20 protein-coding genes are annotated in these 21,860 nt (G+C 65.4%); 10 read left to right on the top strand and 10 right to left on the bottom strand.

Translation table 11 applies throughout. From position 1 onward, the window contains the following. The first annotated feature begins 233 nt into the window (after positions 1-233). The 7 genes from ACQUQO_RS03575 to ACQUQO_RS03545 are packed head-to-tail and all read left to right on the top strand — an operon-like array spanning position 234 to position 7,203. Positions 234-824, top strand: coding sequence for an acyltransferase (locus ACQUQO_RS03575; protein ID WP_435076576.1), 591 nt, complete (start codon positions 234-236; stop codon positions 822-824). Next, a complete protein-coding gene (locus ACQUQO_RS03570; protein WP_435076575.1) occupies positions 821-1,903 on the top strand; it encodes a DegT/DnrJ/EryC1/StrS family aminotransferase in 1,083 nt (360 codons plus the stop codon). The genes ACQUQO_RS03575 and ACQUQO_RS03570 overlap by 4 nt, the downstream gene beginning before the upstream one ends. After that, entirely contained in the window at positions 1,900-2,874 is a 975-nt protein-coding gene (locus tag ACQUQO_RS03565; RefSeq protein ID WP_435076574.1) for a Gfo/Idh/MocA family oxidoreductase, read from the top strand. The genes ACQUQO_RS03570 and ACQUQO_RS03565 overlap by 4 nt, the downstream gene beginning before the upstream one ends. Further along, positions 2,871-4,226: a nucleotide sugar dehydrogenase gene (locus ACQUQO_RS03560; RefSeq protein ID WP_435076573.1), complete on the top strand. Its 1,356-nt coding sequence runs from the start codon at positions 2,871-2,873 to the stop codon at positions 4,224-4,226. Before ACQUQO_RS03565 ends, ACQUQO_RS03560 begins: the two co-directional genes overlap by 4 nt. Continuing rightward, positions 4,219-5,262 (top strand): glycosyltransferase family 2 protein, encoded by a 1,044-nt coding sequence (locus tag ACQUQO_RS03555; RefSeq protein ID WP_435076572.1) that lies wholly within the window; start codon positions 4,219-4,221, stop codon positions 5,260-5,262. Before ACQUQO_RS03560 ends, ACQUQO_RS03555 begins: the two co-directional genes overlap by 8 nt. Further along, positions 5,259-6,320, top strand: coding sequence for a non-hydrolyzing UDP-N-acetylglucosamine 2-epimerase (gene wecB / locus ACQUQO_RS03550; RefSeq protein ID WP_435076571.1), 1,062 nt, complete (start codon positions 5,259-5,261; stop codon positions 6,318-6,320). The genes ACQUQO_RS03555 and wecB overlap by 4 nt, the downstream gene beginning before the upstream one ends. Next, on the top strand, positions 6,313-7,203 hold the full coding sequence (locus ACQUQO_RS03545) for a polysaccharide deacetylase family protein (RefSeq protein WP_435076570.1): 891 nt from the start codon (positions 6,313-6,315) through the stop codon (positions 7,201-7,203). The genes wecB and ACQUQO_RS03545 overlap by 8 nt, the downstream gene beginning before the upstream one ends. A 19-nt stretch (positions 7,204-7,222) precedes the next feature. Here ACQUQO_RS03545 and ACQUQO_RS03540 read toward each other — a convergent pair whose 3' ends face one another. The 3 genes from ACQUQO_RS03540 to ACQUQO_RS03530 are packed head-to-tail and all read right to left on the bottom strand — an operon-like array spanning position 7,223 to position 11,236. Then, positions 7,223-8,755, bottom strand: a complete 1,533-nt coding sequence (locus ACQUQO_RS03540) for an aldehyde dehydrogenase family protein (protein ID WP_435076568.1) — start codon at positions 8,753-8,755, stop codon at positions 7,223-7,225. A 57-nt stretch (positions 8,756-8,812) separates the two neighbouring features. Then, on the bottom strand, positions 8,813-10,381 hold the full coding sequence (locus ACQUQO_RS03535) for a succinic semialdehyde dehydrogenase (protein ID WP_435076567.1): 1,569 nt from the start codon (positions 10,379-10,381) through the stop codon (positions 8,813-8,815). Positions 10,382-10,438: 57 nt separating this feature from the next. After that, entirely contained in the window at positions 10,439-11,236 is a 798-nt protein-coding gene (locus ACQUQO_RS03530; protein WP_435076566.1) for an RIO1 family regulatory kinase/ATPase domain-containing protein, read from the bottom strand. Positions 11,237-11,319: 83 nt separating this feature from the next. Here ACQUQO_RS03530 and ACQUQO_RS03525 point away from each other — a divergent pair, with 83 nt between their 5' ends. Continuing rightward, a complete protein-coding gene (locus ACQUQO_RS03525; protein WP_435076565.1) occupies positions 11,320-12,459 on the top strand; it encodes an acyl-CoA dehydrogenase family protein in 1,140 nt (379 codons plus the stop codon). A gap of 29 nt (positions 12,460-12,488) precedes the next feature. Here ACQUQO_RS03525 and ACQUQO_RS03520 read toward each other — a convergent pair whose 3' ends face one another. From ACQUQO_RS03520 to ACQUQO_RS03505, 4 genes are all read right to left on the bottom strand, one after another. Further along, positions 12,489-13,967: a S8 family peptidase gene (locus ACQUQO_RS03520; protein ID WP_435076564.1), complete on the bottom strand. Its 1,479-nt coding sequence runs from the start codon at positions 13,965-13,967 to the stop codon at positions 12,489-12,491. 122 nt (positions 13,968-14,089) lie between these two features. Next, positions 14,090-14,623 (bottom strand): GNAT family N-acetyltransferase, encoded by a 534-nt coding sequence (locus tag ACQUQO_RS03515; RefSeq protein ID WP_435076563.1) that lies wholly within the window; start codon positions 14,621-14,623, stop codon positions 14,090-14,092. A gap of 407 nt (positions 14,624-15,030) precedes the next feature. Continuing rightward, positions 15,031-15,894 (bottom strand): 2-oxoacid:ferredoxin oxidoreductase subunit beta, encoded by an 864-nt coding sequence (locus tag ACQUQO_RS03510; RefSeq protein WP_435076562.1) that lies wholly within the window; start codon positions 15,892-15,894, stop codon positions 15,031-15,033. Further along, positions 15,891-17,657, bottom strand: a complete 1,767-nt coding sequence (locus tag ACQUQO_RS03505; RefSeq protein WP_435076561.1) for a 2-oxoacid:acceptor oxidoreductase subunit alpha — start codon at positions 17,655-17,657, stop codon at positions 15,891-15,893. The genes ACQUQO_RS03510 and ACQUQO_RS03505 overlap by 4 nt, the downstream gene beginning before the upstream one ends. Positions 17,658-17,745: 88 nt before the next feature. Here ACQUQO_RS03505 and ACQUQO_RS03500 point away from each other — a divergent pair, with 88 nt between their 5' ends. Next, positions 17,746-18,387 (top strand): ferredoxin--NADP reductase, encoded by a 642-nt coding sequence (locus tag ACQUQO_RS03500; protein ID WP_435076560.1) that lies wholly within the window; start codon positions 17,746-17,748, stop codon positions 18,385-18,387. A 123-nt stretch (positions 18,388-18,510) separates the two neighbouring features. Here ACQUQO_RS03500 and ACQUQO_RS03495 read toward each other — a convergent pair whose 3' ends face one another. The 3 genes from ACQUQO_RS03495 to ACQUQO_RS03485 are packed head-to-tail and all read right to left on the bottom strand — an operon-like array spanning position 18,511 to position 20,291. Continuing rightward, the gene (locus ACQUQO_RS03495; protein WP_435076559.1) at positions 18,511-18,696 is read right to left on the bottom strand and encodes a hypothetical protein; all 186 of its coding nucleotides are present in this window, start codon (positions 18,694-18,696) and stop codon (positions 18,511-18,513) included. Between the two features lie 51 nt (positions 18,697-18,747). Further along, complete coding sequence (locus ACQUQO_RS03490) at positions 18,748-19,683, bottom strand: alpha/beta hydrolase (RefSeq protein WP_435076558.1); 936 nt, start codon at positions 19,681-19,683, stop codon at positions 18,748-18,750. Continuing rightward, positions 19,680-20,291, bottom strand: a complete 612-nt coding sequence (locus tag ACQUQO_RS03485) for a DUF6517 family protein (RefSeq protein WP_435076556.1) — start codon at positions 20,289-20,291, stop codon at positions 19,680-19,682. The genes ACQUQO_RS03490 and ACQUQO_RS03485 overlap by 4 nt, the downstream gene beginning before the upstream one ends. Before the next feature lie 231 nt (positions 20,292-20,522). On the opposite strand from ACQUQO_RS03485, the gene ACQUQO_RS03480 reads away from it, so the two are divergent. Then, entirely contained in the window at positions 20,523-21,851 is a 1,329-nt protein-coding gene (locus ACQUQO_RS03480) for a cytochrome P450 (protein WP_435076555.1), read from the top strand. Positions 21,852-21,860 lie beyond the last annotated feature (9 nt).

Raw genomic sequence — 21,860 nt, 5'->3', positions numbered from 1 at the left:
CACCACCGATGAGGGACGTTCCGTCGGATGGGAAAACACATATGTGAGAACGGAGTGTACTCCAACGAGACCGACACGAACCAGTCATTCAATCGCCCTGATACACCTCCACCGAATGACCGACCACAGCACACACCCACTACAGCCATCGAAACGGAGTTCCTCGTCGAGACGGTCCCCACCCCCGACGTCCGGCACCGAGCGACCGACCAGCGGACGCCCGGAGGTGCTCGATGAGCGATGAGACGCGTGCACGCATCGGCGCGGACAGCCGTATCGACGTCGGCGCGACCGTCGGCTACGTCCACGATACGGACGCCCAGCCCGCCGATATCGGCGACGATGCGACGGTTCGGGCCGGCACCATCGTCTATGCCGACACGACAATCGGCGACGGGTTCACCACCGGTCACAACGCCGTGGTCCGCGAGGAGACGACCATCGGCGACGACGTGCTGGTGGGGACCGACACCACCATCGACGGCTCCTCGACGCTCGGCTCGCATGTGAGCCTCCAAACTGGCGTGTACGTCCCGACCGAGACGACCATCGACAGTCAGGTATTCGTCGGGCCGCGTGCGGTGCTCACGAACGACCCGTACCCCGTGCGCCGAGAGGCAGCCCTCGCCGGTCCGACGCTCGAAGACGGCGTCTCGGTCGGTGCGAACGCGACGCTGTTGCCCGGTATCACTGTTGGCGAGGGGGCGTTCGTCGCCGCCGGCGCGGTCGTCACCGAGGACGTTCCCCCGGAGACGCTGGCGGTCGGCGTCCCCGCCCGCCATGAACCGCTGCCGGAGAGACTCATGGGGGCGAACGAGATATGATACCGATAGCCGACCCCGAACTCGGCGCACGCGAGAAGGAACGGGTCGAAGCGGTCATCGACAGCGGCCAGCTCGCCGACGGTCCCGAGGTGCGCGCCTTCGAGGCGGAGTTCGCCGAGTTCTGTGGCGCTGCCCACGGCGTGGCGACCACCAATGGCACGACCGCACTGCACACTGCATGCGAGGCGCTTGGTCTCGGTCCCGGTGATACGGTGGTGACGACGCCGTTCTCGATGGTCGCCAGCGCGAACGCCATCCGGCTGGCGGGCGCGGACGTCGCCTTCGCCGACATCGACCCGCGAACGTATAATCTCGACCCGCATGCCGTCGAGGAGGTCGTCCGCGAGCGGGACGTGGACGCGCTCATGCCCGTCCACCTCTACGGGCTGCCAGCCGCGATGGACCATCTGCGGGATATCGCCAACGAACACGACTTGCTGCTCATCGAGGACGCCGCACAGGCCCACGGCGCGGAATTCGACGGCGAGCGCGTCGGGACCTTCGGCGACGCGGCCTGTTTTTCGTTCTACCCCACCAAAAACATGACCACCGGCGAGGGCGGGATGGTCGTGACCGACGACGAGGCTGTCGCCGACCGCGCGGCGAGTTTCGCAAACCACGGCCGCGACCCCGACGGTGACACCTACGAACACCACGGCGTCGGCCAGAACTACCGGATGACGAGCGTGCTCGCGGCCATCGGGCGCGTCCAGCTCGACCGCCTGCCCGAGTACAACAAGGCCCGGCGGGCGAACGCGACACGACTCACCGAGGAGCTACCCGACGATTTGACGACGCCCGTCGAACCCAGCAATCGAAAACACGTCTATCACCAGTACACCGTTCGTAGCGAGGACCGCGACGCGCTCGAAGCACGTCTCGACGCGGCCGACATCGGCAGTGGCATCTACTACCCGATACCGATACACGAACAGCCGGCCTACAGCGGTGTCGAGCGCTCGCTGCCGGTCGCCGAGCGCGCGAGCGATGAAGTGCTCTCGCTACCGGTACATCCAAACCTCTCCCCGTCGGACCTCACGGACATCGTGAACGCGATAGCCCCAGAGGTGGTTGGATGAGTCGAGCGACGCCGATGCGTGCCGGCGTCATCGGCGTGGGGAGCATGGGACAGAACCATGCGCGTGTCTACGCCGAACTGCCGGGCGTCGAACTCGCGGGCGTCGCCGACGCCGACGCCGAGCGGGCGCGCGAGGTCGCCACCAGACACGACACGCGAGCGCTCTCGATGGCGGAACTGCTCGACCGCGTGGACGCGGTCTCGATTGCCGTTCCGACGACTCATCATGCGAGCGTCGCCCGCGAGTGTATCGAGAGCGGCGTCGACGTGCTCGTCGAGAAACCGTTCGTTGCCGACCCGGCGGAGGGGCGCGCGCTCGAAGCGCTGGCCGACGAGCGCGGCGTCGTCGTCCAAGTGGGCCACATCGAGCGGTTCAACCCGGCGGTGCGGGCCGTCTCTGAAATCCTCGACGAACAGGAGGTCATCGCGGTCGACGCTCAGCGGCTCGGCTCGCCGCGCGAGCGCACCATCGCGGACAACGCCGTGATGGACCTGATGATTCACGACATCGACGTACTCCTCTCGCTCATCGGCGAGGACGTTGTAACTGTGAACGCCCTCGGCGCGGAGGACAACCGCTACATCGACGCCCAACTGCGTTTCGAAGGGGGTGTCGTCGCCAGCCTCACCGCGAGCCGCGTCACCCAGAAGAAGATCCGCGAGCTGTCGATTACGACCCGCGAGTGCTGGATTTCGGTGGACTACATCGACCGCTCGGTCGCCATTCATCGCCACTCGCTGCCCGAGTACGTCGAGCGAAAGAGTGGCATGCACTACCGCCACGAGGGCGTCGTCGAGCGGCCGATGGTCGACAGTGGCGAGCCGCTGAAGGAAGAACTCGCCTCGTTCGTCGAGTGCGTGCGGGAGCGGGAAACGCCGCTGGTGACCGCCGAAGACGGCCTTCGCGCGCTGTCGGTCGCGCGGACAATCGACCAACTGGCCGACGACCGCATGGAGGCAGAGGTCCGATGAGTCGCGCCGAGTCCGTCGCGCCCTACGGCGGCGCGAGCGAGCGCACGCGCGAGGCGTTTCGCAACGGGGACCTCCCCGTCGGCGTGTACGGACTCGGGAAGATGGGGCTGCCGCTGGCGGCGGCGTACGCCGAGGTCTGTGGCAACGTCATCGGCGCGGACACGAACGAAGCAGTCCTCACGGGTGTCAACCGGGGCGAGTCTCACGTCGGCGGCGAACCCGGTCTCGACGCGCTCGTCGAGCGACTGGTTGCGGACGAGGCCCTGCGGGCGACGGACAACCGCACCGCGGCCGCGGCGACGTCGATTCATGTCGTCATCGTGCCGACGCGGCTCACCGACACGAACGCACCCGACCTCTCGATTCTCGAATCGGTCGTCGAAGACATCGCTACGGGGCTGTCGGCGGGCGACCTCGTCCTCGTCGAGTGTACCGTACCGCCGAAGACCTGTCGAGAGGTGGTCGCGCCGCTGCTCGAAGCCGAAAGCGACCTCGCAGCCGGCGAGTTCGGCGTCGCGTTCTGTCCCGAGCGGACCGCAAGCGGGCGCGCGCTCGAAGACATCCGGGGAGCGTACCCGAAGGTCGTCGGTGGCATCGACGAGGACAGTACGCGGGCGGCACGGACCATCTACGAGCAGCTCAACGCGAAGGGGGTGCTCACCGTCGCGGACGCGACGACGGCCGAAGCAGTCAAACTGTTCGAGGGAGTCTACCGCGACGTGAACATCGCCCTCGCCAACGAGCTGGCGCGGTTCACCGACGACCTCGCGGTCGACGTGCGCGAGGCCATCGCGACCGCCAACACCCAGCCCTACTGCGACATCCACGACCCCGGTGCGGGCGTCGGCGGCCACTGCATCCCCTATTATCCCTATTTCCTCGCCCACGACCGCACCGAGGACGCGCCGCTGCTCCGGACCGCACGCGAGGTCAACGACGGCATGCCGGCGTTCACCGTCGAGAAACTCCGCGAGGAGTTCGACGCCGAAGGAAGGAGTTTGGGAGAGGCGACGGTGCTCGTGCTGGGGGTCGCCTACCGACCCGGTGTCGCCGAGACCGCCGCGACGCCCGCCCGCCCCATCATCGACGGGCTCGCCGCAGCCGGTGCCGAGGTGCTCTGTGCGGACCCGCTCATCGACGATTTCACCGACTTCGACGCGACACCGGTCAGCGTGGCCGAAGTAACTGACCGTGCAGTCGACGGCGTCGTGTTGGTGACACCACACGAGGCGTTCGAGCGCATCGATTGGAACGCGTTCCCATCGCCGCTGGTCGTCGTCGACGGCCGCGGAGCGCTCGATTTATCCGCCACCCCCCACAGGGTCTATACGATAGGGGGCGGCCATGTATAACGACAAGAGCGTGGGCGTCGTCATTCCGGCCCACAACGAGGAGGCGTTCGTCGGACGGGTCATCGAGACCCTTCCCGAGTACGTCGACCGCGTGTACGCCGTCGACGACTGCTCGACCGACGGGACGTGGGCCGAAATCCAGCGCCACGCCGAGCGCGCAAACCGCACTCACCGGGAGAACGCGACGCTGGCCGATGGCGGTGCGACCTTCGGAGGTGTGGTCGAGCCGATTCGCCACGAGACCAATCACGGTCGCGGCGGCGCGGTCAAGACCGGCTATCACCACGCGCTCGACGACGGCATCGACGTCGTGGCGGTGATGGACGCCGACGGCCAGATGAACCCCGACATGCTTGCCCGCATCGTCGAGCCGGTCGCCGAGGGCCGTGCCGACTACGCCAAGGGCACGCGCCTGCTCCACCGCGACCGCAAACAGATGTCGGGCTGGCGATTCTTCGGCAACTCCCTCCTCACGTACCTCACCAAGATCTCCAGCGGCTACTGGAAGATGAGCGACCCACAGAACGGCTTTACGGCGATAGCCGGGACCGCACTCGCCCGCATCGACATCGACGGTTTATACGACGACTACGGATTTTTGAACGACATGCTCACGACGCTCAATATCCATCGGTTTCGGGTAATCGACGTCTCCCATCCAGCAGTTTACGGCAACGAGGAGAGCGGCATTCGCTACTCGACGTTCGTTCCTCGACTCTCGCTGCTGCTCGCGCGCAACTTCGTCCGCCGGCTGGTGCTTCGATACGTGGTCCACGACTTCCACCCGCTCATATTGCTCTATTTCATCGGTATCGCCAGCGTGGTTACGGGTGCTCTCGGCGGGCTGTTCACCCTCGGTACTCTGCTCGGGTCGGGTATGGGGTTCGTCCGGGGGGCGCTATCGATACTGTTGGTGGTCGTCGGCGTCGTCGCGCTCGCACTCGGGATGGCCTACGATTTGCAGACGAACGAGGGGTTGCGTGTCGGACAGCACGAAAACCCCGAAGCGGACGGTATCGGTTGGGAGGACCGATGAGAGTCGTCTCGGTCGTCGGCGCGCGCCCGCAGTTCATCAAGGCCTTTCCCGTCTCGCGCGCGCTCGCCGGCCGTCACGAGGAGGTCCTCGTCCACACCGGCCAGCACTACAGCGAGGCGATGTCGGAGGTGTTCTTCGAGGAACTCGCCATCCCGACCCCGGAGTACGATTTGGGGGTGGGGTCGGGTACCCACGGCGAGCAGACCGGCGAGATGGTGCGGCGTTTCGGCGACCTCATCGAACGCGAGGACCCCGATGCGGTAATCGTCTACGGCGACACGAACTCCACGCTCGCGGGCGCGGTCGTGACCGCCAAGACCGACGCCTGTCTTGCCCACGTCGAGGCCGGCCTGCGGAGCTATAACCGCGCGATGCCCGAGGAGACCAATCGCGTGCTCACCGACCACGTCTCGGACCTCCTCTTTGCACCGACCGAACGCGGCGTCACGAACCTCGACGAAGAGGGCGTCGAGAACGTCCACCTCACAGGGGACGTCATGTACGACGCCATCCTCTGGGCGCGCACCCGCGCGGCCGACCACTCGACGGTGCTCGACGAGTACGGTCTCACCGCCGGCGAGTACGTCCTCGCGACCGTCCACCGAGCCGGCAACACCGACGACCGCGAACGACTCGCAGCCATCATGCGCGCGCTCGGCGCGACCGACCGCGAGGTGGTCTTCCCGATCCATCCACGGACGGCCGACCGTCTCGAAACATACGGACTCTTCGAGGCGGTCGAGCAGCAGTTGACGCTCATCGAACCGCAGGGCTACCTCGATTTCGTCCGCCTGCTCGACGGGGCCGAGCGCGTCGCCACCGACTCCGGTGGTGTGCAGAAGGAGGCCTTCTTCCTCGATACGCCCTGTGTGACCCTTCGGGACGAAACCGAATGGGTCGAGACCGTCGATGCCGGCTGGAACACGCTGGTGGGAGCCGACGCTGAGACCATCGAACGCGAACTCCGGCGGGAGATTTCGTTACCCGAAAAGCCCGAACTCTACGGCGACGGCGATGCCGCCGAACGGATGGTCGCGCTGCTCGAAGAGCATGGCTGAGTTCGCCCTCTGTCTCACCCACGACGTCGACCGCCCGTACAAGACCTATCAAGCCATCTCGGACGCAGTGGTCGAACGGGACCCCACCAACCTCGCGGCGTTGTCTCCCCGAGTGAACCCCTACTGGCAGTTCGACCCGCTGATGGAACTGGAGGACGGGCTGGACGTGCGCTCGGCGCTGTATTTCCTCACGGAGCGCGGACTGTGGAATCGCCCCCTCCGAGAGTGGCTGCGCCCACGCTACTGGCTCGAACACCTCGGACGCTACGACGTCGATGCGCCGCGGATGGCGAGGGTCATCGAGCGCCTCGATGCGGGCGGCTGGGAGGTGGGACTGCACGGCTCCTACGACTCCTACGACGACCGCGAACGCCTCGCCGAAGAGAAAGAACGAATCGAGCGCGTGCTCGGCCACCCGGTGAGAGGGGGTCGCCAGCACTTCCTCAATCGCGCGCCGGCGACGTGGGACCACCACCGCACCATCGGTCTCTCCTACGACAGTTCGCTCGGGTCGAGTACGGAGTACGGATTCGACTACGGCTACGACCCCCTCCATCCCTTCGACGACGAGTTCACCGTGTTTCCGCTCACGCTGATGGAGGTCGCGCTGTTCGAACAGCACGACAGCGCCGAAGCGGCGTGGGCGGCCTGCGAGGGACTCCTCGCGGAGGCGGCCGCGAACGACGCGGTGATGACGGTGCTCTGGCATCCACGCTATCTGAGCGACGACTTTCCGGGCTATCGGACGCTCTACCGGCGACTCATCGAGCGCGCGCTGGAGCTGGGTGCGTGGGTCGGCCCGCCGGCCGAATGCTACGACCGACTCGTCGGAGAGGGTCGTACGGTGGCGGAACTAAACGGGGCCGCGAACGCCGCCGACTGAGGAAAAAGGAACTGCCTACTCAGTCGTCCTTGGTCGTGATGTCCGCCGACAGCCCTTGGGCCATCTGGATGCCCTCGGCGTTGTTGAGCGTCCAGGCGGTGCGCTCGGTGACGGCCTCGATGATTTCGCGTGCGCTCGGATAGCCGTTGCCCGATTTCTTCACGCCGCCGAAGGGGAGTTGAATCTCCGCGCCGATACACGGGAGATTCCCATATGCGAGGCCGATTTCGGCGTTGTCGCGGAAGTAGTTGATTTCGTGGTAGTTCTCCGAGATGATGGCTCCCGCCAAGCCATATTCGGTGTCGTTGTGGATTGCAACCGCCTCCTCGATGTCGCCCGAATAGGGCATCAGCGCGACGTGTGGGCCGAACACCTCTTCTTGTGTGACTCGCAGGTCCGCGTCGTGGTCGGCCTCGTAGACGAACGGGCCGACCCAGTGGCCGTCCTCGTGACCCTCGGGAATTTCATCACTGTCGAGTTCCGTGCGGTCGACGAGCACCTCGACGTCCTCGTCGTGTGCGAGGTCGTTGTAGCCGGCGACTTTCTCCTTGTGGTCGGGTTCGATGAGCGGTCCCATGAACGTGTTTTCCTCCAGCGGGTCACCGACGGCGACGTCCTCGGCGATGTCGACGAAGCGTTCCTTGAACTCGTCGTAGAGGTCTTCGTGGACGATGAGGCGCTCGGAGGAGACACAGCGCTGGCCCGTGGTCTTGAACGAACTCATCACCGCCGAGTGCACTGCCGTCTCCATGTCGGCCTCGCTCGTCACGACGATGCCGTTCTTGCCGCCCATCTCGCAGGCCGCGAGCTTGCCGGGGTCGCCACCCGTTTCCGCCGCGATCTCCTGACCGACCTCTGCCGACCCGGTGAAAAGTACGGTATCGACGCGGTCGTCGTCGACGATTGCTTCGCCGGCGTCGCCGTAGCCCTGCACCATGTTGAACACGCCGTCGGGAATCCCGGTTTCCTCGAACATCTCGGCGATGACCTGCCCGCACCACGGGGTCTGTTCGGCGGGCTTCCACACCACGGTGTTGCCCTCGACCAGCGAGACGGCCATGTGCCAGAACGGAATCGCTACCGGGAAGTTCCACGGCGAGATGCAGCCGACGACGCCCCGGGGTTTCCGGCGCATGTAGGCGTCCTTGCCGGCGATTTCGGAGGGGACCACGTCGCCGTGGGGGTGGCGCGCGTCGCCGGCGGCCCACTCGACCATGTGGGCGGCCTCGACCACGTCGGCGCGGCCCTCCGAAATCTCCTTGCCACACTCTTTGGTGACTATTCGTCCGAGTTCGTCGGTTCGGTCGCGAAGCTCGTGGTAGATGTCCCAGAGGTACTCCGCGCGGTCGATGTACGACAGCGACGACCATTCCTCGAAGGCGTCCTCGGCGGCCGCGAGCGCGCGGTCCACGTCGGCATCCGTACCGCGCTGGAACTCGCCGAGGCTCTCGCCCGTCGCGGGATTCGTACTCTCGAACGTTTCCGTACTCTGGCCGTCGGTCCACTCGCCGCCGATGTAGTGTTTCGACGGTTGGCTGCGTTGCTGGCTCATCTCGGCAAGAATTGCGTGTGCCGGGTACAAAAACGTCGCGCTGTTCGCGTGAACGAGCTATCGAAATCCTGGCATCCGCTTCAGCGCGCGTAGCGCGGCCGTCATCCCGGTGGTATAGAGGTCATCGGGAACGCCGGACGGAGCGGCAATCGGCGCGAGGCGCTGTTCGGCGACGGTCTGGGAATCGGTGTATTTCATGATGCCCTCGCGGCCGTGTCGCCGGCCGAGTCCCGACTCCTTCATCCCACCCATCGGCGCGTCGACGGAGGCCCACGTCGCCACGTAGCCTTCGTTGATGTTTACCGTGCCACACTCGATACGTTCGGCGACGGCGTGGCCCAGTTCTGAATTTTCGGTCCAGACGCTCGCGTTCAGCCCGCGCTCCGAATCGTTCGCCAGCGCGATACCCTCTCGCGGACCCTCGAACTCGTGGATGGAGACGACGGGACCGAAGGTCTCCTCGCTCGCCACGCTCATCTCGTCGGTCACGTCGGCGAGCACCGTTGGCTCGTAGAAATACGGACCGACGTCGGGCCGCGCCTGTCCACCTGTGAGTACCCTCGCACCCCTCTCGCGGGCGTCCTCGACGTGCGATTGCACTTTTTCCAACTGCTCGGCCGATGCCAACGAACCGACGTCGGGTTCGTAGTCGAGACTCGTGCCCAGTTTGAGGTCTTCGACCGCATCGACGAACCGCCGTTCGAACTCCTCGCGGATGCCCGATTGGACATAGAAGCGTTCGAGCGAGATGCAAAGCTGGCCGGCGTTGGTGAACGCGCCCCGAACCGCACCCTCCACAGTCCTATCGAGGTCGGCATCGTCGAACACGAGCAGTGGGTTCTTCCCGCCGAGTTCCATCGAGCAGTCGATGAGATGGTGTCCGGCCTGCTCGGCGACGGCTTTCCCGGTCTCGGTGCTGCCGGTGAACATCAGATAGTCCGAGTTCTCGATGAGCGGCGTACCGATGGTCGAACCGCGTCCAGTGACGACCTGCAACACCTCTTCGGGGAGACCGGCCTCCCGCAGCAGCGAGACGGCGCGCAGCGCGGTGAACGGGGTCTCCGTCGCGGGTTTGAGAACGACCGTGTTGCCCGCGAGCAGCGCCGGAATCGCGTCCGAGACCGAGAGGGTGAGGGGGTAGTTCCACGGTGAGATAATTCCAACGACACCTTTCGGATGGTGGTGTTCGACGGTCTTCGTCAGAAACGGAATCGCACCCGCGCGCCGGCGTGACTCGATGTGTTCGTCGCCGTGATAGGCGTAGTACCGGCTCGTGATGGCGATGTCGAGGACCTCTTCATACGCTGCGCGCCGGCTCTTGCCGCTCTCGCGCTGGACGAGGTCCAACAACTCCGCCTGGTCGTCGAGTACGAGGTCGTGATACCGCTTGATGACCGCCGCGCGCTCGTCGAACGAGCGGTCGGCCCACGACTCCTGTGCGTCGGCGGCGCGGTCGGTCGCCGCGCGCACGTCCGCCGCGGTGTGGGCGGGCACCGTGCCGAGTTCGTCGCCGGTGTACGGCATTTCGACGGTAATCGCCTCACGGTCCGCCGTATCCGCCGGGAGCTGACCGAGCAGACCGGCGAACTCGGTCGCCGGCTGCCGGCGTGTGGTCGTCTCTGCCATATCGCGTTCACGGCGTGCGTTCGGGTATAGCTGTTCCCGGGCATGACCGGCGTGGGACTACGCAGCCCGTTTTTCGATTTCGCCGCGGAGGAGGGCGGCGTCGAAGTCGTGGTCGGGTCGCATGTCGACGAAGCCGATGAACTCGCGGGCGGCGAGCAGTTCTTCGATGGTGTATCGTCCGACGGCGGCGTCGACCGCTGCCCGCGCGCCGATGGCGGGTTCGAGCGCCGCGAGCGCACAGGCCAGATCGTACGAGCGCGCGTCGGCGATGGCGTCGGCGCGCACGCTCGTCGCGTCGATGAAATAGAGTTCCCCGTCGGCGACGAGGACGTTTTCGGCTCTGAGGTCACCGTGGCCGAAGCCCGCCCCGTGCAGTCGTCCGAGCGATGCGAACAGGGTCGGTGCGAACGTCGCCGTCTCCGTCTGCGTGAGGTCTGCGAGCGTGCGGAAGTCGGGGAGGTATTCGAGCACGAGCACGCCGAGTTCCTCGTGGGCGAACGCCTCGATGGGTTCGGGTGCGTTGACGCCGACCGCACGGATTCGTCGGGTGGCGTCGAGTTCGTGTTCGGCCATCTCGACAGGGCTATCGAAGCGCTCGAAGAAACCTTCGGTACCGCTCGAAAACACGCCGAGATTTCGCCCGGCAGTGAAGAGCGCGTGGACGAGCGCGTTCTGTGGCGTGATGACCTTGACGAACCAGCGTTCGTCGACGACACACGGCGTCGAGAGCCAGTTGTCGCCGTCGAGGAACTCCACGCGGACGACCGACTCGTCGTAGCGGGCCGCGAACTCCCGACAGACGGCTTCGAGGCGCGGCCACTCGATACGGCCGCGGACGAATCGGCGAACTGCCACGCTCGAACTCGGGCGTGGACGAACAAAACGTCCGCGCCCGGTGAGTGCCGAGGGTTTTATCCTCCCGCACCCATAGGAGCGATATGAATTTCGACCTGCCCGACGAGCACCGGATGATGCGCGATACGGTGCGGGAGTTCTGTGAGGAGGAAATCGCGCCACTCGCCCAGGACATCGAGGACGAACACCGCTTTCCCGAAGAGGTGTTCGCGGAGTTGGGTACCCTCGACGTGATGGGCGTCCCCATCAGCGAGGAGTACGGCGGCTTGGGTGGCGACCAGCTCATGTACGCGCTCGTCACCGAGGAACTCGGACGCGTCTCGGGGTCGATTGGGCTTTCGTATGCCGCTCACGTCTCGCTGGCCTCCAAGCCACTCGAACTGTTCGGCACGCACGAACAGAAAGAGGAGTGGCTCCGCCCGCTGGCCGAGGGCGAGCACATGGGTGGCTGGGCGCTCACCGAACCCAGTAGTGGCAGTGACGCCAGCGACATGGACACCCGCGCAAGAAAGGATGGCGACGAGTACGTGCTGAACGGCACAAAGCAGTTCATCACGAACGCCAGCGAGGCCGGCTCGGTGCTCGTCAAAGCGGTCACGGGCCCCGGGGCGGGCTACGACGGGATTTCTACCTTTATCGTCGACCCCGACGACGACGGCTTCGAGGTTACCACGGTCTGGGACAAGATGGGTCTCAATGCCTCGCCGACGTGTGAAATCCAACTCGACGACGTGCGACTGCCCGAAGAGCGCCTGCTCGGCGAGGAGGGCGACGGCTGGGACCAAACCAAAAAGACTCTCGACGGTGGACGCATCTCGATTGCGGCGCTGTCGGTGGGATTGGCACAGGGGGCTTACGAGGCCGCCAAATCCTACGCGAGCGAGCGCGAGCAGTTCGGCCAGCCGATTGCGAAGTTCGACGCCGTGCGAAACAAGATCGTCGACATGGACCGAAAGGTCGAGCGCGCGCGGCTCCTGACACGGAAGGCTGCGACGACCTACGACGCCGGTGAGGACGTCACCCGCCTGAGTGCGCTGGCGAAACTCGACGCGAGCGAAATCAGCCGCGAGGTCGCCGAGGACGCCGTCCAGGTCCTCGGCGGCTACGGCTACACCACCGACTTCGCACCCCAGCGCTTTTATCGGGACGCAAAACTCATGGAAATCGGCGAGGGAACCAGCGAAATCCAGCATCTCGTCATCGGGCGCGAGCTGGGGCTGTAAAACACTACAAGCCAAAAAAGCCGGTACGTTCAGGCGCGCTTGACGAGACGCTTCAGGTCGAGGTGGCCAGCGCCGTGATAGGTCTCGCCGCCGGGTGCGCTGCTCGCGGTCTCTTGGATGAGCGATTCGACCTCCTCGACGCTGGCGTCGGGCCGGAGCGAGCGGACGAGCGCGACCGCACCCGTGACCTGTGGGGCGGCCATCGAGGTGCCCGCTTTCCAGCCGTAGCTCGCCTCCCTGTCGACGATCTCGCCCGGCCTGTTGACTGGCTCGTCCTCGTCGTCGTCCGGTCCGTCCTCGTAGGTGTAAGTGACGGTCGTCGAGTAGACGAGGTCCCGCTGGGCTTCGGGAATCCTATCGAGCGCGTCGAGGTCTGCGTCGCCGCCCGCGGCGCTGACATCGACCGCGCTGCCGTAGTTGGTGTAAAAGGCCGGGGAATCCGTCGGGTCCTCCAACCGGTTGCCCGTGAGCCACTTTGCCTCGTTGTCGCTGTGCTTGCCGCCCCAGCCACAGCCGATTGGGCCGGTGGCCGCGACGCCGAAGACGCCCTCGACCTCCGTCGGGAGGCTCAGGGTGTTCTCGGCGTCCATGTCGAGCGAGCCGTTGCCCGCGGAGTTCACGAAGACCATGCCCTTCGAGCGGACGTAGTCCATCAGTCGCGCGTATATCGCCTTGATTTCGAGCAGCCCCGGATACTTCTCGGGATTGGAATTGATGTAGCCGACGCTGAAGTTCGCGGCGTCACAGCCCTTGTCCGCCGCGGCGGCAATCGCCGCGACCGTGTCCCCGGTCGATGCTCCTTCGCCCTCGACGCCCGAGAACACCCGGTGGGCGACGATTTCGGTTTCGGGCGCAGTACCCAAAACGCCGCCGTCGGGACCCCTGTTGCTGTTCATCGCGGCGATGGTGCCGGCGACGTGGGTTCCATGGTCGCCCGCGCCGTTCGGCCGCCAGTCGTAGCTATCCGTGGTGAAGTTCTCCGACAGCTCGTCGTTGACGACGCCGGCGAGGTCAGGATGGGCGTCGTAGACGCCGGTATCGACGACCGCCACGCGGGTTCCCGCTCCCTTCGTCGTGTCGTGGATGAACTTGCCGCCGCCCGGTTTGTCGGTCAGGTCGCCGACGTTCTGGACGCGTTTGTCCCACTGGTATTCGCTGTTGTCGATTCCTTTGTCGTGATTGTGGCTCCGGCTCTTCCCGTTGGTCGACGGGCCACTTCGCTCGACCGCCGGCCCGGTGTCGTGCTGGTAGACCCTGATGTCCGGCGTGGTCGCCGCCGCATCCCCGACCGAACTCGCGTCCCCGCGGGCGGCCAGCAGGTCGATCTGGGAGATGTCGTGGATAATTTCGACATCGCTCGGAATCGCCGAACGCGATACCTCGCGCAGGTCGATGAGAAATCGTGAGTTCTCCCCGGTCGCGCCCGCTGCGGTCCCCGCGCCCAGCGTCGCCGCGCCGAGTGCTGTTCCCGTCAATCGAAGAAACGTCCGCCTGTCGTGTCGTACCATGACGAGCATTACGATGAGTAAGGGGGTGATAAGACTTACCTTTTCTATAATGTATTTCAAGTCCTTATCTCGTCGGCTGGAAGACGGGCCCGTACACATATCCGGTCAGCATTCGAGAACAGTTATTCGTCCCCTTCGCGCCACTCGTTGACGAGCAGCCCGTAGCGGTGGACATCGACGAATTCGCCGTTGACGAACGCCTCAGCGCGGTGGACGCCCTCCTCGGTGAAGCCGACCTTTTCGAGCACGCGCCGCGAACCGGCGTTGAAGGCGAAGGCGTGGGCGACGACTTTGTTGAGTCGGCGCTGGTCGAAGCCATACTCGACGAGTAGTTCTGTCGCTGCGGTCGCGTAGCCCTCGCCCCACGCCGCCGGGGTCAGCCAGTAGCCGACCTCCGCGCGACCCCATAGCTCGTTGATGCCCGAGAGACCGATGGTTCCCACGGGGTCCCCGCCAATGCAGATGAGTAGCGACACGCCCTCGTCGTTGGCTCCATCGATCCACTCTTCTTCGTCGCTCGCGCTCATCGGTGCGACCGTGCCGATTGGGCGGCGAACCCGCGGGTCGTTGATGTTGCGCTGGAGGAACCCGACGTCTTCCTCTTCGGGCGTTCTGAGTGAGATGTGCTCGCCGTCCAGAAACACCGGGCCGGGCATACTTCGACCATTTTGCCCGGTGTTATCAGTGTTCCGTGCCGCCCCTGCTGGCGGCGGTCGCGGTGCGGTCCTCGGCGGATGAAGGGCGAGCGACGGGCGGCGTTCACTCTGTTCACGCCGCCAAGCGAACGGGGAGCGCAGCGACCCGTGAGCGAACGAGCACCGCGAGTGAGCGAGGGCTTCTGCGGTGCTGTGCGGTAGCGGCAGGTGGCGTCCGCGCGAGCGGAGCGAGCGCGGTTCACGAGAGACGCTTCGCGTCTCTCTGGCTCTCGCTCACTCCCTGCGGTCGTTCACGAGAACACCGCTCGCGCGGTTTGCGAGCAGGTGTTTTTAGTCCAGGTTTTTGCGAGGGGTTGAGCGCGCGAGTGTAACGAGCGCGCGACACCCCGAAGTAAAAAAGTGGGTGTTCAGTAGAACTCGCGGACGAGGTCGGTCGCGTCCTCGGGTGCCCCATCCGGAATGTCGGCCATGTTCGTGTCGAGACCGTGGCGCTCGTTGTAGGGGACCGACTCGTCGTCCTGATAGATGACACCCTGGTATTCGGTCTCTGTGTCGGTGATTTTGTCCCGTGCGGCGTCGCGGTCGGTCGGGTCGTGGTCCTCCTCAGCGACGTCGACGATGGTGTCGCGGAAGTAGTCGTAGGTATCGACGTCGTTGAACGTCACGCAGGGGCTATAGACGTTGACGAAGCCGAAGCCGTCGTGCTCGACCGCCTGCTGGACGATCTCCTCGTGGCGCTGGGCGTCCGAGGAGAACGATTGGGCGATGAAGCTGCCGTCGGCCGCGAGCGCGAGCGCGAGCGGGTTGACCGGTGACTGTTTCGGACCGTCCGGCGAGGTGGATGTCTCGAAGTCCTCCCGACTGGTGGGCGAGAACTGGCCCTTGGTGAGACCGTAAATCCGGTTGTCCATCACGACGTAGGTCATGTCCATGTTGCGCCGCACGGCGTGGACGAAGTGGCCCGCGCCGATGGAGTAGCCGTCGCCGTCGCCGCCCGAGACCATCACTTCGAGGTCGGGGTTGGCGCTCTTGACGCCGATGCCCACCGGTAGGGCGCGGCCGTGGACGCCGTGGAGCGCGTAGCTGTGCATGTACGTGCCGATTTTGCCCGAACAGCCGATGCCGGCCACGACGAAGGTGTTGTCGGGGTCATTGCCCGTGTTGGCGAGGGCTTTCATCATGCCGTTCATCGTCCCGAAGTCGCCGCAACCGGGACACCACGTGGGCTGCTTGTCCGATTTGAAGTCGGTGAATCTGACGTCTGAACTCATGTGGGGACCTCCTGTGGCGTGTCGAGTTCCTCGGTGATTCGCTCGGCCAGTTCGTCGGCCTTGAACCGCACGCCGTTGTATTTGTTGACGCGCTTGAGTCGTGTAAGGCTGTCGTGTTCGAGGACATCGGCGAACTGTCCCGTCGCGTTGCACTCGACGACGATGACTTCCTCGGCGGCCTCGATCTCCTCCGAGAGGTCGGGTCGCGGGAACAGGTACGGGACCGAGATGAACCGAACCGAGATGTCGTCCTCTTCGAGAAAGTCCATCGCCTCGCGCATCGCGCCCTCGTTCGACCCCCACGAGAGCACGAGCGTCTCCGCATCGTCATCCCCGAACTCGCGGTAGTCCCAGTCTTCGTCCTCCTTCGCGGTCTCTATCTTCTGGTTTCGCTTGTCGACCTGCTCGATGCGCACCTCCTGTTCCTCGGTGCGTCGCCCGAGTTCGTCGTGTTCGAGACCGGTGGTCATGTGCGCGCCGCCAGCGGTGCCGGGCAGCGTGCGGGGGCTGATGCCGTCGGCGGCAGGGAAGTGTGGCTGGAACTGGTCGCTGTCGTTCAGCCACGTGTCGATGTCGCTCTCGCCGACGAGTTTTCCCCGGTCGATTTCCACGCTATCCATGTCGAACTCCTCGGGTGCGAAGGTCTGTTCGGTGACCGCGAGCGCGAGGTCGGCGACCAGATAGACGGGTGTCTGATACTTCTCGGCGTAGTTGAACGCCTCGATGGTTTTGTGGAAACACTCCGATACCGTGGTCGGCGCGACGACGAAGCGTGGAATCTCGCCGTGACCGCCGAACAGCGTCATGTTGAGGTCGCCCTGTTCCTGTTTGGTCGGCATCCCCGTCGAGGGACCCGAGCGCATCACGTCACAGATCACGAGGGGAGTTTCGCTCGTGGCGACGAGTCCGAAGGTCTCGGCCATCAGGTCGATGCCCGGCCCACTGGTGGCGGTCATCGCGCGCGCGCCGGCCCGTGCCGCGCCAAGCGCCATGTTGATGGCCGCGAGTTCGTCCTCGGCCTGCATCACGTGACCGCCGTAGCGCTCCAATCTACCCTTCAGGTACTCCATCACGTCCGTGGCTGGCGTGATGGGATACCCGGAGTAAAAACGACAGCCCGCGGCAATCGCGCCCATCCCGATGGCCTCGTCGCCATTGAGCAGGACGTAGTCGTCGTCGGTGGTCTCGATGTCGTAGCCGAAGTCCTCGCGCTCGTATTCGTCCTGGACGTACTCCTCGCCGAGGCGGGCGGCCTCCTGGTTGTTGTCGATAATCGATTGTCCCTTGTCGCCGAAGCGCTTTTCGAGGGCTTCGTCGAGGTTCTCGATGGGGAAGTTCGCCACTTCACACGCAGCTCCGAGCGCGACGATGTTCTGCATGATGGCCCCGCCAGCGTTCTCGGCGAGCGATTTCAGCGGCACGGGCATGTCGATCATCCCCTCGGGAGCCTCGAAGTCCTCCATCATCGTCCGCTCGCCGTCGTAGATGATGACCGACCCCTCGTGGAGCTCGTCCATGTTCTCTTCGACCGTGCGCTGGGTCAGCGCGATGAGGACGTCGAGCCTGTCGACGACCGATGCGACGCGCTCGGTCGAGCTGCGGACCTTGTAGGCGGTGTATCCACCACGGATGCGCGAGGCGAAGTCCTTCGAGGTGAAGACCTGTCGGCCCGCCCGCGAGAGGGCTTGGGCGAAGATCTTCCCCGTCGAATTGATGCCGTCGCCGGCTTCGCCGCCGATAGCCCAGTTCAAATCGTCTGGCATGTGCTAGGGCGTGCTACTCGGTGTGCGGACGAAAAGGCTTCGGAACCGTGACCGAAGTCCATTTGTCCGAACCACGGCGACCGACTACATGGACCCGACTCGGACACCAATCGAAGCCGTTCGGAGCGTCGGCCCGGACGCCATCGCGCTCGATATCGAAACCCCTGTCGACTTCGACGCCCGCCCCGGACAGTTCGTCAAGCTCTCGCTCGATGTCGACGGCGAACGCCTGTCGCGGTTCTACACGCTCTCCTCGCCCGGCGTCGCCGAGAGCTTCGAGATAACCGTCGCCGTCGACCCCGAGGGCGATGTCGGTCCCCGACTCGCCGCGCTCGAACCGGGCGACAGCGTGACGGTGGCCGGCCCGTTGGGCAACGCGTACTACGAGGACGAACCCCGTACGACCGTCCTCGCCGGCGGGCCGGGCGTCGGTCCCGCAGTCGGCATCGCCGAACGCACACTCGACGACGGTGGTGAGAGCGCCATCGTCTATCGTGACGACGACCCCATCCACGACGAGCGTCTCACCGCCCTCGATGACGCCGGCGCGGCCGTCTCCCTCCTCGACGAGGACGAACCGATGACCGCCGCCGTCGAGAACGCACTCGCCGGCACGCCCGACGAACAGGTGTTCGTCTACGGCTTCGCCGACTTCCTCGATGTCGCGACCGACGCGCTGCAAGCCGCCGGCGGCGACCCCGACCGCGCGAAGGTCGAGAACTTCGGCTAAACCTTTTTACTTCAGGACCTCGCTCGCTACGCCCGCTCGACCCCTCGCAAAAAGGTCCACCGGAGCGGCGGAGTCGCTCCGACCTTGCTTCACTCCGTTCAGCAAGACATCAAAAGCTCCCGCTCACTCGCTTCGCTCGCTCGCGGTGCTCGTTCGCTCACGTGTCGCTGCGCTCCCCGTTCGCTTGGCGGCGTCGCCGGCGCTCCACGCCGGTTGCCCGAGGGACGCGAAGCGTCCCTCGCTGTTCACTCCGTTCACGCCGCCCGTCGCTCGCCCTTCATCCGCCGAGGACCGCACCGCGACCGCCACTACAACTGCACCGCCACGACGACCGCGCCGCTACCGTGCGGCGGCCGGACGTCACTCACGGAGTTCGTCGCGGAGATACGCCGCGACCTCGTCGATGCCGTCGTGCGCGCGGTCGACGATACCCTCCATGTTGAGGAAGCCGTGTATCATCGACTCGTAGTTCGCGTGTTCGACGGCGACGCCGGCCTCGCGGAGCCGCTCGGCATAGGCGACCCCCTCATCGCGCAGCGGGTCGAACCCACAGGTCATGACGAACGCCGGCGGCAAGTCCGAGAGGTCCCGGGCCGACAGCGGGAAGGCCAGCGGGTTGTGCGCGTCGAGTTCGTTCTCGATGTACTGGTCGAGAAACCACAGCAGGTCCTCGGCGGTGAGGAAGTAGCCCGAAGCGTTCTCCGCCCGCGAGTCCATCGGCTCCAGATACGCCGTCGCCGGGTACAGCAACACCTGTGCGTCGATATCGGGCATCCCACGCTCGCGGGCCAGCAGCGAAAGCGTCGCCGAGAGGTTCCCGCCGGCGCTGTCGCCGGCGACCGCCAGCCGGCTTCCGTCGCCCGAGAACCGCTCGGCGTTGCTCGAAAGCCAGTTCGTCGCCGCATAGGCGTCTTCGAGCGCCGCCGGCCACGGATGCTCCGGCGCGAGCCGATAGTCCACCGAAGCCACGAGACAGCCACCCCGCCGAGCCAGTAGCCGACAGAGGTTGTCGTACCCGTCCAGACTCCCGAGGACGAACCCGCCGCCGTGGAAGAAGGCAACAGTCGGAAACGGCCCCTCTCCCTCGGGGACGTACGCTCGCGCCGGCAGGTCGCGTCCCTCGGCCGGAATGGAGAACTCAGCAACCGTTCCCACTTCCACGGGGTCGTCACCGGCGAGGTCCATCATGGTGTCGAGCTGCTGGCGCGATTGGGCGACATCGCCCGACAGCGAGATGTCGTAGTCATTCAAGAGGTCGAGCAGGTTCTCGACCTGCGGGTCGAGGTCGCCTCTCATGCCGACTCACCGTGTTCGACGTTCTCGACGAGCCGCTTCGTGGCGTTGTCAGCAGCGACCGACTGCGGGTGGACGCTGACGGCGACCACGGCATCACCGGCGTCCTCTGCAACGGCGACGTGGACGAACACCGGTGTGGTCTCCCCGCCCGACTGGTTGGTCGTCGCGTAAGTCACTAACCCTGTCTGCTGGCCGGCCAGCGTGACGTTCTGCCTGTCCTCGACGGTGAGCGCGCTCGTGTTGTTCAGTTCGCCGAGCATTCGGCCGACGTCACGGCGCTCCGAGGGCTTTGCGAACGGGTTCACCGGCGCACCGTCGGTGTCGGGACTCGGCGTGCTGAAGACGACGAACCGTCCCGCGTGCTCTGGGTGTGTGTACGTTTTGATGTGGTTTTTCACACCCACTTCGTGGTTTTCGCCCTTGATGCCGACGGTCTCGTTGAACGCGATGGTGGCACTTTCGTCGACGGTGTAGCCGGTCGCGTCGAGCGTCTCGTTCTCGACGGAGACGGGACTGGCCTCAGCGGTCAGCGACCCACCGGGAATCGTACAGCCACTCGCCACGACGAGGGCGACCAGCGCGAACGCAACGTAAAAGCGGCGGCTCATGAATGGGACACACAGCCCGGTGGCAAAACGGTTGCCCACCGTATTTCCGGTATATTATACCGTTGCCGAATCGCGGGCGGGTTCGACTGGCATTGTCTTCGCAGCGTCGTCGCTGACCGACGCTCGACGTCCGGCTCGGAGCACGACTTGTCGCGGATTCGAGCCGGAAACGGAAACGTTCGCTATATACCATTTCCGACCGTTCAAGTGTCGTTGACCCCTGTTATCGGTATGAGCACCACCCCTCCCGGGCCGAAGGGCCTGCCGGTGGTCGGCAACTCCTATCACTACGCCCAGGACCCACTGCGGTTCATGACGGCGGTTCGGGACGCCTACGGCGACATCGCGCAGTTCACGCTCGGTCCCGAGCAGGCGTACATGGTGACGAACCCCGACGACATCGAGCGCGTCCTCGTGAGCGACGAGGGCGAATACGCCAAGCCACAGTTTCAGGCGGACGCAATCGGTAACCTGCTCGGGGACGGGCTGTTGCTCAGCGAGGGCGGGACGTGGAAACGACAGCGCCAGCGGATGCAGCCGGCGTTTCTCAGAAGTCGGCTCGACGAGTGTGCAGGCCTGATGGCCGAGTACGCCGCGGAGCTAGCCACAGAATGGGATGAGGGCGAGACCATCGAGGTCGATATCGCGATGGCGAAAGTGACCCTCAAAATCATCACCAGCGCGATGATGGGCGTCGAACTCGACGACGAGACCGTCGAGCGCGTCCAGGAGAGCCTCCAGCCGGTCGGCAACCAGTTCAGTCCGACGATACGCGGCTTCCTGATGCCCGAGTGGGTACCGACGCGCGAGCAGCGTAACTATCAGGAGTCGATAGCCGTCCTCGAAGACGTGCTTCGAGATGTTCTCCGCGACCGGCAGGGACCGCAGGCAGGCGGGCCGGACATGCTCTCGCTGCTGTTCGATGCTCAATCGGAGACCCCGGAAGTCGACCGCGCACAGATACGCGACGAGATGATGACGATGCTGCTCGCGGGCCACGACACGACGGCGCTCACCCTCACCTACACGTGGCATCTCCTCGCGCGCCATCCCGACGTCGAGGCACGACTTCACGACGAACTCGACGCGGTGCTTGGCGGCGAGCCGCCGACGGCCGAAAGTGTCAGAGAACTCGACTACACCGACCGCGTGCTCAACGAGGCGATGCGGCTCTACCCGCCGGTGTACACCCTCTTTCGAACCGCAACGGAGCCGGTCGACCTCGGCGGCTATCGCCTGCCGTGCGGGTCGTTGCTCATGCTGCCCCAGTGGGCCGTCCACCGCGACCCCCGGTGGTACGACGACCCCGAGACGTTCGACCCCGACCGTTGGAAACCAGCCCGCCGGAGCGAGCGGCCGAGTTACTCCTATTTCCCGTTCGGTGCCGGTCCCCGGTCGTGCATCGGCAAGCAGCTCTCGCTGCTCGAAGCGAAGTTCATCATCGCCACGGTCGCACAGGACTACCATCTCGACCTCGAATCGAGCGCGTCGTTCGACTTCCAGCCGACGCTGACGCTCCATCCTGCCGACCCCGTCGAGATGTCCGTCCGCGAGCGCTGACCGCTGCAA

Origin of the sequence: Halococcus sp. AFM35 (genome assembly GCF_051195015.1) — an archaeon.
In the GTDB taxonomy this organism is placed as follows: domain Archaea; phylum Halobacteriota; class Halobacteria; order Halobacteriales; family Halococcaceae; genus Halococcus.
The sequence above is the reverse complement of the archived record's forward strand: the minus strand, read 5'-3'. Positions and strand labels throughout refer to the sequence as shown.